The 15,637-nt window shown below is 61.3% G+C and carries 15 protein-coding genes; 8 read left to right on the top strand and 7 right to left on the bottom strand.

Annotated features, from left to right (window positions below):
- The first annotated feature begins 103 nt into the window (after positions 1–103).
- The 7 genes from E4634_RS15215 (at position 104) to E4634_RS15245 (ending at position 8,620) form a co-directional block, all read left to right on the top strand.
- Entirely contained in the window at positions 104–490 is a 387-nt protein-coding gene (locus tag E4634_RS15215) for a MerR family transcriptional regulator (RefSeq protein WP_206046911.1), read from the top strand.
- Positions 491–510: 20 nt separating this feature from the next.
- On the top strand, positions 511–2,118 hold the full coding sequence (locus E4634_RS15220) for a carboxyl transferase domain-containing protein (protein ID WP_135445425.1): 1,608 nt from the start codon (positions 511–513) through the stop codon (positions 2,116–2,118).
- Between the two features lie 76 nt (positions 2,119–2,194).
- Entirely contained in the window at positions 2,195–4,207 is a 2,013-nt protein-coding gene (locus E4634_RS15225) for an acetyl-CoA carboxylase biotin carboxylase subunit (protein ID WP_135445427.1), read from the top strand.
- Between the two features lie 237 nt (positions 4,208–4,444).
- The gene (locus E4634_RS15230; protein ID WP_135445429.1) at positions 4,445–5,503 is read left to right on the top strand and encodes an LLM class flavin-dependent oxidoreductase; all 1,059 of its coding nucleotides are present in this window, start codon (positions 4,445–4,447) and stop codon (positions 5,501–5,503) included.
- Between the two features lie 62 nt (positions 5,504–5,565).
- The gene (locus tag E4634_RS15235; protein ID WP_135445431.1) at positions 5,566–7,263 is read left to right on the top strand and encodes an FAD-binding protein; all 1,698 of its coding nucleotides are present in this window, start codon (positions 5,566–5,568) and stop codon (positions 7,261–7,263) included.
- 24 nt (positions 7,264–7,287) lie between these two features.
- Positions 7,288–8,130 carry an oxygen-binding di-iron domain-containing protein gene (locus E4634_RS15240; RefSeq protein ID WP_135445433.1) on the top strand — a complete coding sequence of 281 codons (843 nt, stop codon included), beginning with the start codon at positions 7,288–7,290 and terminating at the stop codon, positions 8,128–8,130.
- A 94-nt stretch (positions 8,131–8,224) separates the two neighbouring features.
- Positions 8,225–8,620: an acyl-CoA thioesterase gene (locus tag E4634_RS15245; protein ID WP_135445435.1), complete on the top strand. Its 396-nt coding sequence runs from the start codon at positions 8,225–8,227 to the stop codon at positions 8,618–8,620.
- A 97-nt stretch (positions 8,621–8,717) separates the two neighbouring features.
- On the opposite strand, the gene E4634_RS15250 is transcribed toward E4634_RS15245, so the two are convergent.
- The 6 genes from E4634_RS15250 to E4634_RS15275 form a co-directional block, all read right to left on the bottom strand.
- On the bottom strand, positions 8,718–9,554 hold the full coding sequence (locus tag E4634_RS15250; protein WP_135445437.1) for a hypothetical protein: 837 nt from the start codon (positions 9,552–9,554) through the stop codon (positions 8,718–8,720).
- Positions 9,555–9,604: 50 nt separating this feature from the next.
- Positions 9,605–10,357, bottom strand: a complete 753-nt coding sequence (locus E4634_RS15255) for an FkbM family methyltransferase (protein ID WP_135445439.1) — start codon at positions 10,355–10,357, stop codon at positions 9,605–9,607.
- A 120-nt stretch (positions 10,358–10,477) separates the two neighbouring features.
- Positions 10,478–10,897, bottom strand: coding sequence for a GNAT family acetyltransferase (locus E4634_RS15260; protein ID WP_135445441.1), 420 nt, complete (start codon positions 10,895–10,897; stop codon positions 10,478–10,480).
- Between the two features lie 152 nt (positions 10,898–11,049).
- Complete coding sequence (locus tag E4634_RS15265) at positions 11,050–11,505, bottom strand: DUF6174 domain-containing protein (protein WP_135445443.1); 456 nt, start codon at positions 11,503–11,505, stop codon at positions 11,050–11,052.
- Positions 11,506–11,551: 46 nt separating this feature from the next.
- On the bottom strand, positions 11,552–12,088 hold the full coding sequence (locus E4634_RS15270; protein ID WP_135445445.1) for a GNAT family N-acetyltransferase: 537 nt from the start codon (positions 12,086–12,088) through the stop codon (positions 11,552–11,554).
- 18 nt (positions 12,089–12,106) lie between these two features.
- Entirely contained in the window at positions 12,107–12,622 is a 516-nt protein-coding gene (locus tag E4634_RS15275) for a GrpB family protein (RefSeq protein ID WP_135445447.1), read from the bottom strand.
- A 411-nt stretch (positions 12,623–13,033) separates the two neighbouring features.
- Between E4634_RS15275 and E4634_RS15280 the strand changes: the two genes are divergently transcribed.
- Positions 13,034–13,396, top strand: a complete 363-nt coding sequence (locus E4634_RS15280; protein ID WP_135445448.1) for a CZB domain-containing protein — start codon at positions 13,034–13,036, stop codon at positions 13,394–13,396.
- A 376-nt stretch (positions 13,397–13,772) separates the two neighbouring features.
- Here E4634_RS15280 and E4634_RS15285 read toward each other — a convergent pair whose 3' ends face one another.
- Positions 13,773–14,825, bottom strand: a complete 1,053-nt coding sequence (locus E4634_RS15285) for an acyltransferase family protein (RefSeq protein ID WP_135445450.1) — start codon at positions 14,823–14,825, stop codon at positions 13,773–13,775.
- Positions 14,826–15,637 lie beyond the last annotated feature (812 nt).

Raw genomic sequence — 15,637 nt, forward strand, 5'->3', positions numbered from 1 at the left:
CTCACTGCGAGCAAACGCAGTATCGCGGCTACCTGATCGAGATTGACGTTAACGTCAACGTTATCTAAACTTCGCTCGCAACAATAAGTCGTGTACAACACTGATGAGCACCGAGTTCACCATCTCCGATCTCTCGGCGGAGTTCGACATCACCACGCGAACCATCCGCTTCTACGAGGAAAAGGGCCTGCTCGCGCCGCGTCGCAAGGGCAGTGCGCGCATCTACAGCCCCGCAGACCGCGCCAGGCTGAAGCTGATCCTGCGCGGCAAGCGGCTGGGCTTCACCCTCGACGAGAGCCGCTCGATCATCGAGATGTACGACCCCGCCCACGGCAACCGCGACCAGCTACACTCCCTGCTGACCAAAATCCGCGAGAAGCAGGACCACCTGAAACAGCAACTGCACGACATCGAGGGCATGATGCTCGACCTGCAGGATGCCGAAGAAAAATGCCTGGACGCCCTCGACGGGGCGGACGGGACCGACTGAGACCCACGACGGAACCCCCTATGGCCACTATCCAGTCAACAGTCAACACGCGCAGCGAAGAGTTCGCCGAGAACACCGCACACATGCGCGCCCAGGTCGACGACCTGCGCGCCAAACTCGACGCCATCAAGCTCGGCGGCGGTGAAGCCTACCAGGAGCGGCACAAGTCCCGCGGCAAGCTGCTGCCGCGCGAGCGCATCAACGCCCTGCTGGACCCCGGCGCGCCGTTCCTGGAACTGTCCCAGCTGGCCGCCTTCCAGGTCTACGACGAAGACGTGCCCGCGGCGGGCGTGATCACCGGCATCGGCCGCGTGGAAGGCCGCGAATGCATGATCGTCGCCAACGACGCCACGGTGAAAGGCGGCTCCTACTACCCGCTCACCGTGAAGAAGCACATCCGCGCCCAGACCATCGCCGAGCAGAACCACCTGCCCTGCATCTACCTGGTGGACTCCGGCGGCGCCAACCTGCCGCGCCAGGACGACGTGTTCCCGGACCGCGAGCACTTCGGCCGAATTTTCTTCAACCAGGCCAACATGTCGGCGCAGAACATCCCGCAGATCGCCTGCGTGATGGGCTCCTGCACCGCCGGCGGCGCCTACGTGCCGGCGATGGCGGACGAATCCATCATCGTGCGCGAGCAGGGCACCATCTTCCTCGGTGGGCCGCCGCTGGTGAAGGCGGCCACCGGTGAGGTGGTCAGCGCGGAGGATCTCGGCGGCGCCGACGTGCACTGCCGCACCTCCGGCGTGGCCGACCACTACGCGCAGAACGACCACCACGCCCTGCTGCTCACCCGCCAGTGCATCTCGCGCCTGAACCGCGTCAAGCCGGTGTCCCTGGACCTGGCCCCGCCGCTGGACCCGCTGTACCCGGCCGAGGACATCTACGGCATCATCCCCAAGGACGCGCGCAAGCCCTACGACGTGCGCGAGATCATCGCCCGGGTGGTCGACGGCTCCGAGTTCGACGAGTTCAAGGCGCTGTACGGCACCACCCTGGTCACCGGCTTCGCGCGCATCTTCGGCTACCCGGTGGGCATCATCGGCAACAACGGCATCCTGTTCGGCGAATCCGCCATGAAGGGCGCGCACTTCATCGAGTTGTGCGCCCAGCGCGGCATCCCGCTGGTGTTCCTGCAGAACATCACCGGCTTCATGGTCGGCCGCCAGTACGAGGCCGGCGGCATCGCCAAGCACGGCGCCAAGATGGTCACCGCCGTGGCCTGCGCCAAGGTGCCCAAGCTCACGGTGCTGATCGGCGGCTCCTTCGGCGCCGGCAACTACGGCATGTGCGGCCGCGCCTACGATCCGCGCTTCCTGTTCATGTGGCCCAACGCGCGCATCTCGGTGATGGGCGGCGAACAGGCCGCGGGCGTGATGGCACAACTGCGCCGCGACCAGGTCGAGAAAAAAGGCGGCCAGTGGAGCGCCGAGGAAGAGGCCGCCTACAAACAGCCGATCCTCGATACCTACGAAGCCCAGGGCCACCCCTACTACGCCTCCGCACGCCTGTGGGACGACGGCGTGATCGACCCGGCGGAGACCCGCATGACCCTGGGCCTGGCGCTGTCCGCCGCGCTCAACCGCCCCGCCGAAGCCACCCGCTTCGGCGTGTTCCGGATGTGACCGGGAGTGCCTGACATGAACGACAACACCGTATCGCGCACCACCGGCCCGCTCGCCCGGCAAAGGAGCCACTGACATGTTCGAGAAAATCCTGATCGCCAACCGCGGCGAAATCGCCTGCCGGGTCATCCGCACCGCGCGCCGCCTCGGCATCCTCACCGTCGCCGTCTACTCCGACGCCGACGCCGACGCCCTGCACGTGGCCATGGCCGACGAGGCCGTGCACATCGGCGCCGCGCCCTCGCGCGAGTCCTACCTGCTGGGCGAGCGCGTGATTGCCGCGGCGAAGCAGACCGGCGCCCAGGCCATCCACCCGGGCTACGGCTTCCTCAGCGAGAACGCGGACTTCTGCCGCGCCTGCGCGGACAACGACATCGTGTTCATCGGCCCGCCCACCGGCGCCATCGAGGCGATGGGCTCCAAGTCCGCCGCCAAGCGCATCATGGAAGACGCCGGCGTACCGCTGGTGCCCGGCTACCACGGCGAGGACCAGTCCCCCGAGCTGCTGCGCCAGGCCGCCGACGACATGGGCTACCCGGTACTGCTCAAGGCCACCGCCGGCGGCGGCGGCAAGGGCATGCGCCAGGTGTGGTCGGCGAAGGAGTTCGACGAGGCCCTGGCCGCGGCGAAACGCGAGGCATCCAGCAGCTTCGGCGACGATCGTATGCTGGTGGAGAAATACCTGACCAAACCGCGCCACGTGGAAATCCAGGTGTTCTGCGACACCCACGGCAACGCGGTATACCTCGCCGAGCGCGACTGCTCGGTACAGCGCCGCCACCAGAAAGTCATCGAGGAAGCCCCCGCCCCCGGCATGACCGAAGACCTGCGCCGGCAGATGGGCGAGGCCGCGGTACAGGCGGCCAGGGCGATCGACTACGCCGGCGCCGGCACCGTGGAGTTCCTGCTCGATGAGGACGGCTCGTTCTACTTCATGGAGATGAACACCCGCCTGCAGGTGGAACACCCGGTCACCGAGATGATCACCGGCCAGGACCTCGTCGAGTGGCAGCTGGTGGTGGCCGCTGGCGGCGAACTGCCGCTGGCGCAGGACGAAGTCAGCATCGACGGCCACGCCTTCGAGGCGCGTATCTACGCCGAGGACCCGGACAACGACTTCCTGCCCGCCACGGGCACGCTCACCTTCCTGCAGCCGCCGGCGGAGAGCGAGAACGTGCGCGTGGACACCGGCGTACTGCAGGGCGACGAGGTCAGCGTGTTCTACGACCCGATGATCGCCAAGCTCATCGTCTGGGACGAGAGCCGCGAGCGCGCCCTGCGCCGCCTGGCCCGTGCCCTGCGCGACTATCGCATCCGCGGCGTCACCACCAACGTGGACTTCCTCTACAACCTGGCCACCACCAGTGCCTTCCGCAAGGCGGAACTGGATACCGGGTTCATCGAGAAACACCGCGCCGAGATCTTCCACGAGAGCGAGCAGGACCTGAACCACAGCGTGGCGCTGGCCGGGTTGTACCTGGTGCTGGCGCGGCAGCAGGCGGCGCAGGCCTCGCGCGCGGCGAGCGTGGACCCGCACTCGCCGTGGAACTTCAGCAACGCCTGGCGGCTGAACGAGGCCCACGTGCACCCGTTCAGCCTGCAGATTCTCGGCCGTGAAGTTGAAGTCAGCGTCGAGCAAACCGGCCGCGGCGATGCCGTGCGTTACCGCATCCACTGCGGCGAGCACTGCGTCACCGCCCGCGGCGAACTCGAGGGCAGCGAGCTGACCGCAGACATCGACGGCCACCGCATCCGCGTACCCGTGGCCGAGCACGACGGCGTGTACACCCTGTACACGGCGGACAGCGCGGTGCAGTTCAGCGAGACCGCCGTGGACCTCGGCGAGGCCGATGCCGGCCCCGGCGAGGGCGCGCTGTCGGCGCCGATGAACGGCACCATCGTCGAACTCCTGGTGAGCGCCGGCGCCAGCGTCAGCAAGGGCGACACCCTGCTGGTGATGGAGGCGATGAAGATGGAGCACAGCATCCGCGCCCCGGCGGACGGCGCCGTGGAGGAGTTCTACTACGCCCCCGGAGACCTCGTCGAGGGCGGTGCCGAGTTGCTGAGCTTCGCTGTCGCGGAGTCCTAGCGCGACCACTGGGGGCCGGCCAGCGCACATGCCGTCGGCCCCATCCCTCTGGCAATTAACGCCTCTCAAACCCACTGGACCAGCGGCAAACGCTGGTCCGCCCCACGCCTGCGCCCAGGCTTTTTATGAAACGCATTAGGTGTTATTGTTAGCCCGCTGTCCGTGCCCCCCGCTGGCGGGGCCAGCAGCCTGTTCGACCCGACCAATAAGAAAAACACCGAACCAGGAGAACACACCATGCGCGTAGGACTACACCTGGGCTACCAGAACATGCACGGCCAACCGGACGTCAAGACGTTCATGCAGGAGACGCAGTTCGCGGTGGAGGCCGAGGCCATGGGCTTCGATTTCGTCGGCCCCGTCGAGCACCATTTCACCGACTACGCAGCCTGCCCGGACCCGTTCCAGATGCTGGCCTGGGTGGCGGCCAAGACGGAGAAGATCGAGTTGATTACCGCCGCGGTCATCCTGCCCTGGAACAACCCGCTGCGCGTGGCCGAGCAATTCATCGAGCTGGATATCCTGAGCGGCGGCCGCGTGATCGCCGGCATGGGCCGCGGCGCGGCAAGGCGCGAGTTCCGCTCCTTCGGCGTCGAACTGGGCGACTCCCGGGAAGTGTTTGACGAGGCCGCGCTGATCGTCATGCAGGGCATCGAGACCGGCATCGTGGAAGCTAACGGCAAGTGGTTCCAGATACCGCACACGGAAATCCGCCCGCGGCCGTTCAAGAGCTTCAAGGACCGCACGGTGATGGTGTCGATGTCGCCCTCCTCCGTCGAGGTCGCCGCGGACTACGGGCTGAAGACGCTGCGCTTCTCCCAGGGCGACTGGCGCAAGGCGATTCCCGAGATCAACCACTACCGCGACGTCTTCCAGGAGAAACACGCCAAGCCGGCACCGCCGTTCATCATCTCGGACTTCATGCTCTGCTTCGAGGATAAAAAGCGCGTTAGCGAGTACTGCGACAAATACTTCGCGCGCATGTTCGAGACCGTGGCCAACCACTACGAGTTCATGGGCGAGCACTTCAAGAGCCTGCCCTCCTACGCCACCTACGCCTACATGGGCGAGCGCGCCGAGGCGGCGGGCGGCGCGGACAAGGCCTACCGCGACTATATCGGCGGCAACATGATCGGTACGCCGGAGGAACTGGTGGAACACCACCTGGAGCGCGCCTCGATGGTCGGGGACTACGAGATGCTGTGCAATTTCAGCTTCGGCGGCCTGCCCTACGAGCTGGTCTACGAACAGGCCAAGCTGTTCGCGGACAAGGTGATGCCGCGGTTGAAGGGTTAGCCTGGCCACCGCAGCCCGCAAAACAAAATCAAAAAAACGCGCAGGCACAGGAGAGCACACACATGATTCGCAACCTGCCGCAGCAGTGGGACATGGAGACCGACCTCGTCGCCATCGGCTCGGGTATCGGCGGGCTCTCCGCCGCCATTGCCGCCCACGACGAGGGCGCCAGCGCAATGGTGCTGGAGCGCGCGGACAAAGTCGGCGGCGTGACCGCGCTGTCGCTCGGCGAACTGTGGGTCGCCGGCAACCACCTGGCCGCAGCGCTGGGACTGGAGGATTCCGTGGACGCGGGCTTTCGCTACCTGCGCCGGCTGTCCATGGGCTATGGCGACGAGGCGCTGATCCTCAACAAGGTGGTGCACGCGCGCGAAGCGCTGCGCTACTTCGAGCGCACCATCGGCCTGAAGATGCGCGTGGTTCGCGATGCGCCTGATTACTACTACAAGCATTCCGATGACGCGGTGGCCGAGGGCCGCCTGCTGGAGGTAGAGCCCTTCCCCGCACAACAACTCGGTGACTGGCAGGAAAAAACCCGCGTCTCGCCGGTAGTGCCTTTCGGCATGACCCACGAGGACATGTACGGCCGCGGCGGTACGGCAAACATCGCCAGGTGGGATTTCGAGCTGATGGGCGAGCGCCTGGGCAACGACATCCGCTGCCTGGGGCCGGGCCTGGTCGCCTATTTCGTCAAGGCGGCGCTGGAGCGCGACATTCCCCTGCACACCGGCGTCAACGTGGAGGAACTGATCGGCGACGGCGAGCGCATTATCGGCGTGCGCGCCACCCGCGACGGCAAGGACCTGTTCATCAAGGCAAACCGCGGTGTGGTGGTGGCGGTGAGCAGCTACGAGCGCCACCAGGAACTCAACAAGACCCTGGGCCAGCAGCTGGAGCCAATCTCCTACGTGTTCGACACCATCGACGGCGCCAACTTCCGCCTCGCCGGCCCCTTCGGCGCGCGCGTGGCACGGGTGCCCGACATCACCCTGCTCGGCTACAACATCCCCGGCGAAGAAACCGAGGAGGGCCACCCGCTGCCGCGCGGCGCCATGACGTCTATCGGCCTGCCGCATGTCATCGTGGTCAACGGCGCCGGCAAACGCTTCGGCAACGAGGCCTTCTACCGCCAGTTCAACTACACCGTGGACCAGATCGACGGCGCCAGCCAGACCCACCCGAACTTTCCCTGCTGGGCGATCCTCGACACCCAGGCCAAGGATAAGTACCCCTTCGGCTCGATCATGCCGGACCAGGCCTGGCCGACCGGCTTCGGCCTGCAAGCGGACAGCATCGCCGAACTGGCCGGCAAGATGGGCGTGGACGCACAGTCACTGGAGGCGACTATCGGCGGCTTCAACCGCCACGCCGAACAGGGCGAGGATCCGGCCTTCGGCCGCGGCACCCACCCCTGGAGCGCCTGGATGTGCGGCGACCCGTTCCACAAACCCAACGCCAACCTCGGCCCGCTAAACAAGCCACCGTTCTACGCGGTGGAACTGAAACGCATGGGCGGCAGCGCCATTCCCGCCGCGGGTCTGTTGGCGGACGAACACTGTCGCGCCCTGGGCTGGGACAACCAGCCGATACCCGGCCTGTATGTTGCCGGCAATTCGATGGCCCGCATGGAGACCGGCGCGGTCATGCAAAGCGGCATCTCCAACGCGCGCGGCATGATGCACGGTTACCTCATCGGCCACCACGTGGCGGGCAAGCCGAGCGAGTTGTTGCAACAGGCGATTGCGCGCCTGGCGCCCTGACCCGCGCAGCGAGGGAGAGTTCACATGAGCCTGTTCGCCACACCGGACGATGACCTGCCACCCGTGCGCCAGGCGCCGCTGGAAATTGCCGAGTCGGTGTGGGTGATCCGCGGCATTTATCGCACCAGCGCCATGTCCACCAACCTCAACGCCATGGTGATCGGCGGTCGGGAGCCCATGCTGGTGGATACCGGGATGGGCGTACTGCGCGAATCCTGGCTGGAGGATGTCTTCTCGCTGGTCGAACCGGAGGCGGTGCGCTGGATCTTCGTGACCCACGATGATTTCGACCACACCGGCAACCTGATGGAAGCCCTCGCGCGCTGCCCCAACGCGCGGCTCATCGTCAATCGCGCCTCGTCCTGGCGCACCTGCGCCTCCTTCGGTATTCCCGAATCGCGGGTGCATACCGTCACCGAGGGCGAGACCTTCGAACTGGGCGGGCGCCGCCTGCAGGCCTTGCGCCCGCCGGTGTTCGACAGCCCCTACACGCTCGGCATGCTCGACCTGCAGACGCGGGCGTACTACGCCTCCGACGCCTTCTGCACGCCCATGCCAGTGGAGCCCGTAGACCGGGTGGACGAAATGCCCGAAGTGTTCTGGACGCAGGGTATGGCTAAATACCACCAGAACTCGCTGTGTCCGTGGATCGCGCTGGTGGACATGGAGAAATTTCGTCCGCAGGTGGAGCGCCTCTCCGCGCTGGACCTGCAGGTGATCGCCGGCGCACACACGCCGGTTATCCCCCATGACTGCGTGAACGACGCACTGGCGATGATGGCCGCCCTGCCCGAGACCGCGCCGGCCTCGCTGCACCTGGAAGGTGTCGGCGCGGCACTGCCTGAGTCCGGCGGTCCGCGAGACTGACTTCCCGACAGGCACCGCCACGGACGCTTGCCCCCCGCCGCCGGCACAGGCACACTTTTCACCTTCCTTCCCCACTCCCGCCAAGGGTCGCTGTATGTCGTCGGTATTCACGCACAAGGTCCAGATCTACTACGAGGACACGGACCACTCCGGCGTGGTCTACCACGCCAACTACCTGAAGTACTTCGAACGCGCGCGCGAGCACATTATCGACGGTGCCGTGCTGGCCGCGGTGTGGCGCGACCGCGGGGTCGGCTTCGTGGTCTACAAGGCGAGCCTGACCTACGCGGACGGCGTACAGTTCGGCGAGGTGTGCGAAGTGCGTACCACCGTGCGCCAGGACGGCAATTTCCGCACGATCTGGGAGCACGAGTTCTGGCGACCGGCGGGCGCGAAAGCCGCCGTCACCGCGCAAGTGGAACTGGTCTGCGTAGACCAGGCCAAGGACATCGTGCCCACGCCGCAGGAGTTCCTGGCCTGTATCGGGTGACGGCGTGTGAACTAACTACCGGACTCCACTGGCACCAGGCCAAAGTGCGAACCCAGTCGTAACATAGGCACTACTGGTACGGCTCGTAGGAATGATATCAACGGTGCTCGTTTGCGCGACGCTCACGCCAGCGGCGCAGGCGGCGTCTCAGGCTCACGACAACAGCCCGCCCCAGCGCCGCGGGGTTCCAGTGGTTGCGGATGGCAGCAAACTCCCTCTGCTCCTCCAACTCGATACCCAGCGCCTCCTGCACACGCCGCCAGTGGGCGATACGCGTCGGCGTATCCTGCAGCGTATCGATCGTCCTCTGCCCCCCTTTTTGCGCATTGCGCGGGTTAATGCAGGGCACCGCGTCGACAATCGCCATCCTGCCTTCACGCTGCGCACCCAGATGGTGGGCAAACCAGAAGTCCACGCCCCACCCCACCACGCTCGGGTCGTAGACTTCCATGAAGGCGTCCAGTTTCTCGCGACGGAACAGCGGACAGGTGACCTCGACGAAATTGGTATAGCGCAAAAAGGACAACGGCTGTTCACGCGTGATCTCGTGGCTGACCTTGCCGCGGGAATCGAAGGCCGGTTGCAGCACCCACAGGTCGTGTCCTTCCAGCAGGCCGAAAAGCCGTGCGATCTGCCTGCCACTGAGCGCGATATCGTCGTCGAGGACAAACACTGCCCGGTAGTGCGCAAGCAGTTCGCGCCAGTGCTGGTAGATGAAATGCAGGTTCGGGAATTTCCCACCGCGGCGCGACAGGCTGTAATCGCTGATCTCCCGGTAGGGATTCTCGCCCTCGCCGTAGTAGCAGGTCCACAGGTCGAAGTTGCGCCGCCCCTTGAGCCAGGTGTTCACCTGCGCCTGGTCGCCCACCGAGGAAAACACCAGGTAATCAGAGCGCGGCTGCGCAAGAGCTGTCGTCAGGGCGGGGAGCGTCATAGCGACTGACGCATCGCTGGCGGTTGCGAGTCCAGGAATACCACCGCTGTTCACGCCGGGGTGCTATCCCTGAAAGCCTCACTCAACCTGCGCGAAATGAACACCGGGTTCACGCGCCGCAAGTGGGGCGCCCGGGTTGGCCACTCGTTCACTTGCTCGTAGAGCGCAAAGAGATAGTAGTCGCGAGCCTCGAGGAAAGCCTTGAGTTCCTCCAGCGGGACGTGGGTGGTATTGCCGGGGTTCATTCCCGCCTCAACCTGTACAAGATCTACTGTCTGCCCAGTGAGGCAGTGCACTGACCCGCGCAGCACATCGAGGTCACTACCCTCGGTGTCGATCTTCAGGTAGTGAATGCGATCGATCGCGCGCTGCGCACAGAAGCGGTCCAGGGTGTCGATGCTGACGGACTGGGTAGCCGGGCCGTCACTGTCGGCTGCCTCCGGCGAGCGCAGGTAGTGTTGCTCGGAGGGGCCGGCGAGCACCATCTCGCCCTCCCCCGGTTCCGCGCCCAGGGCAAATTCGAGACACTCTACGCGAGGTTCGTCCGCAAAGCGCTCGCGCAGGCGCCGCTGCGTCGTCGCCACCGGCTCGAAGCAGTAGATCTGCGCCGCAGGGAAGCGGTTCAGAAAACCGCGCGCCGACTGTCCGGTGTTCGCACCGACATCGACTATCACGCGGGGCTCGTAGCCTGGGAGCGCGGCCTGTATATCCACGGCGAAATCGACACCGCGCGGCAACCGGCGATAGATCCGGGTGCGGGTCGTTTGCTCCAGCAGTTTTTTCAGGCGGGACTTGAGTCGCACCGGGCAGGCTCACGGATTTGGGACGGGGCATCTATATAGCACGAACAGTACCATTATCAACATGGCCCAGGCGGGGCCATATTTGCTCTGTGCTGCAGAGCTTTTTAACGCGACACCAACTCAGGCGTCGTGCTCGAGCCGCTTACCCATACCGACGACCTCATCCTGCCCATAACCGATGGCCGCGTAGAAGGCGATCACCGCCAGGTTACTGGTACGCACCTGCAAATTTATTTTCGGGCAACCTTTCTCGCGCAAACGCGTCTCGATGGCGCGCATGATGGCTTCCCCATACCCCTTGCGCCGGGAATCCGGGTGGACGGCGAGGTAGTTGATCCAGCCGCGATGGCCCTCGTAGCCGCCCATGACCGAACCGACGATCGTGCCGTCCTCTATGCCCACAAGGAACAGGTCCCGATCCACCTTGAGCTTGCGGTCGATATCCTTGTCGGGGTTATTCTGCGGAACAACAAGCCCACAACTCCGCCACAAGTCGATGACTGCGGTCCTGTCGTGTTCTTCGAAGGGGCGAATATTCATCGTTATAGCCAGCGAGTGAGCGCGATAGTTGCCAGCCGAAGATGCAGCGAAAAGTACAGGACCCGCTGTGCAACGCACAGCGCTCCCGTCATCGCAACGAAGACAGCTCAGTGACCTGCGAAGCTACAATGCGTGCGCCGGCATACAGCGGGCTATTGAAGATCGCGTATTCTGTGCGTGATCTCATCATCGGCAATGGATAGATCGTAATCTATCGCGATCGTCACCGGGTATCCCAAATCGGGGTTATAGACCACCTCAAGGCTGGCAACGGGCTCGTCGATGGCCTGCTGCACGAGAGCGAAGAAATCCTCGATGGTGTTCAGGTCAAACAGGCTCAACTCAGTCAGGTACGTGCCGCTCGGCGTGTAGAAAGCAGAAGTGACCTGGCCCTCGGTGACAGTGACCACAAGGTCCTCCTCCGGGGGACAGAAACACAGCCGGGAATAGATATAGGTGTAACTGTCCACGGCCGCCTCGCTCCACAGCTTCTCGGCCTGGTTCAGCGCCTTCTGCTCTGCGCTGACGTTATTGTTGTTGGAATCATCGCAACCCAACAGCGTGAAGGCGAGCAGTGGAGGCAGGAGGTACTGGCTGGCAATTTTCATGCGGGATCCCTTCTTCTCATAGCCTGGGTATACGGACCAACATTGGTCACCGGTGTATATGTAGATTAAAGCTGTCCGCATCGAGACTGTACAAATCCAATACGTCCTGCGAATCCGCGAGTGAATACGGCGACACGTACGCAAACCCGAGCGCTATCAGTGCCCGGATAGATCGAGTGTTTTCCGGCACTGTAATTGCCGCAACCCGTTCGACCTTGAGTGTATCAAAGGCATGTTGCAGGCATGCAATCGATGCTTCGCGGGCGAAGCCGTTTCCCCAGGTTGTAGGCAGGAAGGCAAAACCAAGGTCGATATCTGCAAGCCCCTCCCTGCGCAGCAATCCACACAGGCCCAGAGAGCGCGCTGACGCCTTTGATTCTACAAGCCAGAGTCCGTGACCGTGCGTCCTGTACATGCTGCGAATTCGGGTGTCGATGTAGTCTGCCGCCTGCTGTTCCGAACGAACATCGTGCTGGGTGATGAACGCCTTCCAGGCTGGCTGGTTAATCAGTTCGAGCATGAAGGGAGCGTCGGCGAGTTCGACTTCGCGCAGCTTTAACCGATCGGTTTGCAATGTCGTCATGCTACTTACTCCGCATGGCTAACCATCGTTTGGCTGCGCACGAGCGCCATGCCACGCCGTCACCTGGCTGAGTATACGCTCTACAAAAGCGGCCTTGGCGGCGCGATAGTCTTCCATCGAGCCCGATTGAGCGGAGCGCTTAATGGCATTGTACTCCTGAAGCAGGGCTGAGTTGGCTACCAGTGCCTGGCGAAAAGCCAGGAACCCACATTTGGAGTCGTCCTGTGCTACCAACTGGACGCCGTAGTCGCAGCCATGGTGGCAACCGCTGTAGCTGGTGAAACCTTCCTCGGGCGCCATATCAGGGTTGTGAGAAAAAACCTCATCGAGAGAGCGCCTGGCATCGGCGTACCGGTTGTGCTCGGCGACTACCAGAATATCCACATCGCCCTTGGTCAGCGCACCGGGAATAGATGAGCTGCCGATATGGTGGATGGACGCATCCGGCAAAAGCGCTGTGCACCGTGCTATGAGTTGTTCCGCGGTGGAATCAATTTGTAGCTGGATGTCTTCAATTTTGTATAGCTCGATCAACTGAGTACTCGCTTACATGTTTGTGGTCGTTAGCCATATGGTTACAGGGTCACGCCGATAAGGCGAGAAATTCGAAGATCTTCACCGGACCCGCCTTCCACAACAATCCAGGATGATGTTCTCCGTAGTCGGAAGTAGTGATCTGCGCGCTACGACGAGTTGAACGATACACCTCATTGCGTACCTTCGGCCCTAAAGTTTGCGGTAAATCGGCCGATAGGCCCACGAGCAGGAGAGAGTGTGTATCGACGCCCAGAAGTCACCGGGAAGGAACATCGTGGACGGTATCTCGCGTCTCGAAAGTGCTCTTGGACATATACCCGGCCCCGGTGTGCCGAACAACAACATTTTCATTTCCTGCCAATTTCACTATTCGCCGTACACTGTACATCTATCCTGGAGACGTCACAGATGAGCATTCATGAAGAAATTCCCAAGGCGGTCGCCGCTCACGGTAAATGGAAATCCAAACTGAGGGCAGCGATAGACACCGGCGAGGCAGAGTCGACTCCGGAAAAAGTGAAGATGGACAACAATTGTTCGTTCGGCATTTGGTTGCATGAACGCATTGATGACCAACATCGTGGCAGCCCCTTTTACCGGGACGTCCTTCAACTACATGCCGACTTCCATAAAGAAGCAGGATCAATTCTGGAGCTCGCACTAAACGGTGACAAGGACGAGGCAAATAAGAGAATCGGCCTGGGATCAAACTTCTCTTCAATCTCGGCTCAACTTACGAACAAGATGACAGAGTGGAAGGAATCACTATAGGCAGAGCTCCACGCGGTGGAGTGGCGCTGGCCTGACCCGTCTAGTGGCTATATAGACGCCGCATAAAACCAGGTTCGCTTTTTCCCATATTCTGGAAAGAGCGAACCACTGCGCTTTTCAATATCAACCGCGACTGCTGATTTTCTGGCCGCAAAATGCGTTGTGATTGCTGGACGTCCATCAGACACGCGATTGGTTCTGAGAAGCGCTTCCGAATAAACGCCCGCTCCCAATCACGAGTGAATGCACTGATTTCGAACCTTGCCAGATCAGGCGACTAAAGTGCTTCTCCTGGACATAGCACCTCGCTTCACCGGCAGTAAAAAGTGAAGCGCTAAGCCACGGTATATTTTCCCAGTCCGAGTGAACGAGGTTGTTAGTCAACTTGAGCTCTCTTATGGATAACGATCTTTTTACTAAGGCTTATACTCCAACGCTCAAATAGCCACCAAAACACAAATGCGAAACCTATACAGGCAGAAGTTGACACCAACAACGCTATGAACTCCGCCATTAATGAATGGCCAATTACACGGTAAACCACAAAATAGCTTGCGCCTGTAATTGGGTTGTGCGTGAGATACAGGCTATATGATATTGCCCCTAAAAACTGAAGCCAGCGCCAATTCGCCGCTTCAATTTTCCCAGCATTCGCCAAGGTATGAACGAACAGAGCCGTAAGTCCTGCTGCCATACCGAAATCTGACTTATATACATAAGAGGAAGCTACAATAACTGCTGAGTACGCATAGAAATAGCCACCAGGGATTCGTTTTCTCCATGACCAATACGCAAAAACGCCGATTAGAAATGCATGCCAATGCGGGAGAAATAGCCCGGGGTGGATATTGCTCACCACGATTCTAAGCGGCCACAACAAAGAAACAATTGCCGCCACCAAAAACACAAACATTCCACCATGGTGTAGGTACTGATCGATGCGCTTGGCACACAGGAATAGAAAGACGAATACCAGATAAAACTGAATTTCCAGGCACAAAGTCCAATAGATCACGTTTATATGCTCCATGCCAAGAATGCCCTGGGCATAAAACAAATGAGCAATAATTTCCTGATAGCCGGGCCACTCCATGGCCTCATTCTGTACCGTCGCAGATAGCCATGTCATGCCAACAACCAGGACTATTGACCCCCAGTAAGGTGGATCCAGGCGAATCGACCTCCTGACCGCAAATCTCAAGATGTATTTTCCATCCACTTCATCTTTAGTTATGGAGTGCGCTATAACAAAACCACTTATAACAAAGAATATTGGAACTCCGGCATCACCCCATTCGAATATGAAAAGAACAAGAAAATGGGGTAGTAACTCTGTCAATTGTGGAAGATGGCCACCCTCGTAGGCATGAAAAAAGACTACCCACAGAGCAGCTACCCCTCGTAGCGCATCGATCAAATGAAATCGCATTTCGATACCTTATTACCCTTGGCCAACGCTTCAAGCAGGGGCCATATTTTCGAGTACCGGCGCGGGACGCCACACTTCACACCGTAGAAACGGACACGCGATTAGGCCGTGATATTCTGGTAGTCGACTGAAGTCAGTCGTCCATCCCGGAGTACCGCTTCTCCTGGTTTAAGGAGCCACCGATGAACTGGAAAAGTGCGCTTCGGAGCACCTTTTCGGTGGCAAAGCGCGGCCCCCGGACCAACTCCGCTTTTGACTCTGTTAGAACGATTCCATAGCCGCATCGTCTGCGCAATGGCCCAGATGGTTGTAGATCCGTTGTGGTCCATGTCTCACGAGTCGGCCCTGGATCACGTATGCCAGGGACTCGATATTCAAATCTGTCAAGGACCAACCCAGGCGTAGGTTAGCCCCGCGAAAAGGGGAAGCTTCAAGGAGGGGGAACATACGAAGCCAATCGACTACCCCACAGCGAGCGGCTCGCGCTGCGGACTTCCAGGAGGCGTTTCAGAAAGCGCGACAGCGCGATGGGGTAGCTACCTAACTCCTTCGCTGCATCTTTGACTTTTACTTCAGAGTACTTGGACAGAAGCGATGCCTAGACCTAGCACTCATTGCTTTGCGGCCAGGTCTTTCTAGGTCGGGTATAGCTTGGCTTGGCTTGGTTTGGCTTGGCTTGACTTGGATTGGATTGGCTTGGCTTGGCTTGGCTTGGCTTTGCGAAAATCCTAGTTAAATTGTGGTACTCGCACTAACCGATGACTCAACGTTCTCACTGTCTTGACTTGTTATGGTCTTGTATTTACACCAAT

Source organism: Mangrovimicrobium sediminis, assembly GCF_004745945.1.
Lineage (GTDB): Bacteria > Pseudomonadota > Gammaproteobacteria > Pseudomonadales > Halieaceae > Mangrovimicrobium > Mangrovimicrobium sediminis.

What these genes read in the sequence shown, in the direction of transcription:
- E4634_RS15215 (WP_206046911.1), top strand. Translation starts at nt 104, where the DNA reads ATGAGCACCGAGTTCACCATCTCCGATCTCTCGGCGGAGTTCGACATC.
- E4634_RS15220 (WP_135445425.1), top strand. Translation starts at nt 511, where the DNA reads ATGGCCACTATCCAGTCAACAGTCAACACGCGCAGCGAAGAGTTCGCC.
- E4634_RS15225 (WP_135445427.1), top strand. Translation starts at nt 2,195, where the DNA reads ATGTTCGAGAAAATCCTGATCGCCAACCGCGGCGAAATCGCCTGCCGG.
- E4634_RS15230 (WP_135445429.1), top strand. Translation starts at nt 4,445, where the DNA reads ATGCGCGTAGGACTACACCTGGGCTACCAGAACATGCACGGCCAACCG.
- E4634_RS15235 (WP_135445431.1), top strand. Translation starts at nt 5,566, where the DNA reads ATGATTCGCAACCTGCCGCAGCAGTGGGACATGGAGACCGACCTCGTC.
- E4634_RS15240 (WP_135445433.1), top strand. Translation starts at nt 7,288, where the DNA reads ATGAGCCTGTTCGCCACACCGGACGATGACCTGCCACCCGTGCGCCAG.
- E4634_RS15245 (WP_135445435.1), top strand. Translation starts at nt 8,225, where the DNA reads ATGTCGTCGGTATTCACGCACAAGGTCCAGATCTACTACGAGGACACG.
- E4634_RS15250 (WP_135445437.1), bottom strand. Translation starts at nt 9,554, where the DNA reads ATGACGCTCCCCGCCCTGACGACAGCTCTTGCGCAGCCGCGCTCTGAT.
- E4634_RS15260 (WP_135445441.1), bottom strand. Translation starts at nt 10,897, where the DNA reads ATGAATATTCGCCCCTTCGAAGAACACGACAGGACCGCAGTCATCGAC.
- E4634_RS15265 (WP_135445443.1), bottom strand. Translation starts at nt 11,505, where the DNA reads ATGAAAATTGCCAGCCAGTACCTCCTGCCTCCACTGCTCGCCTTCACG.
- E4634_RS15270 (WP_135445445.1), bottom strand. Translation starts at nt 12,088, where the DNA reads ATGACGACATTGCAAACCGATCGGTTAAAGCTGCGCGAAGTCGAACTC.
- E4634_RS15280 (WP_135445448.1), top strand. Translation starts at nt 13,034, where the DNA reads ATGAGCATTCATGAAGAAATTCCCAAGGCGGTCGCCGCTCACGGTAAA.
- E4634_RS15285 (WP_135445450.1), bottom strand. Translation starts at nt 14,825, where the DNA reads ATGCGATTTCATTTGATCGATGCGCTACGAGGGGTAGCTGCTCTGTGG.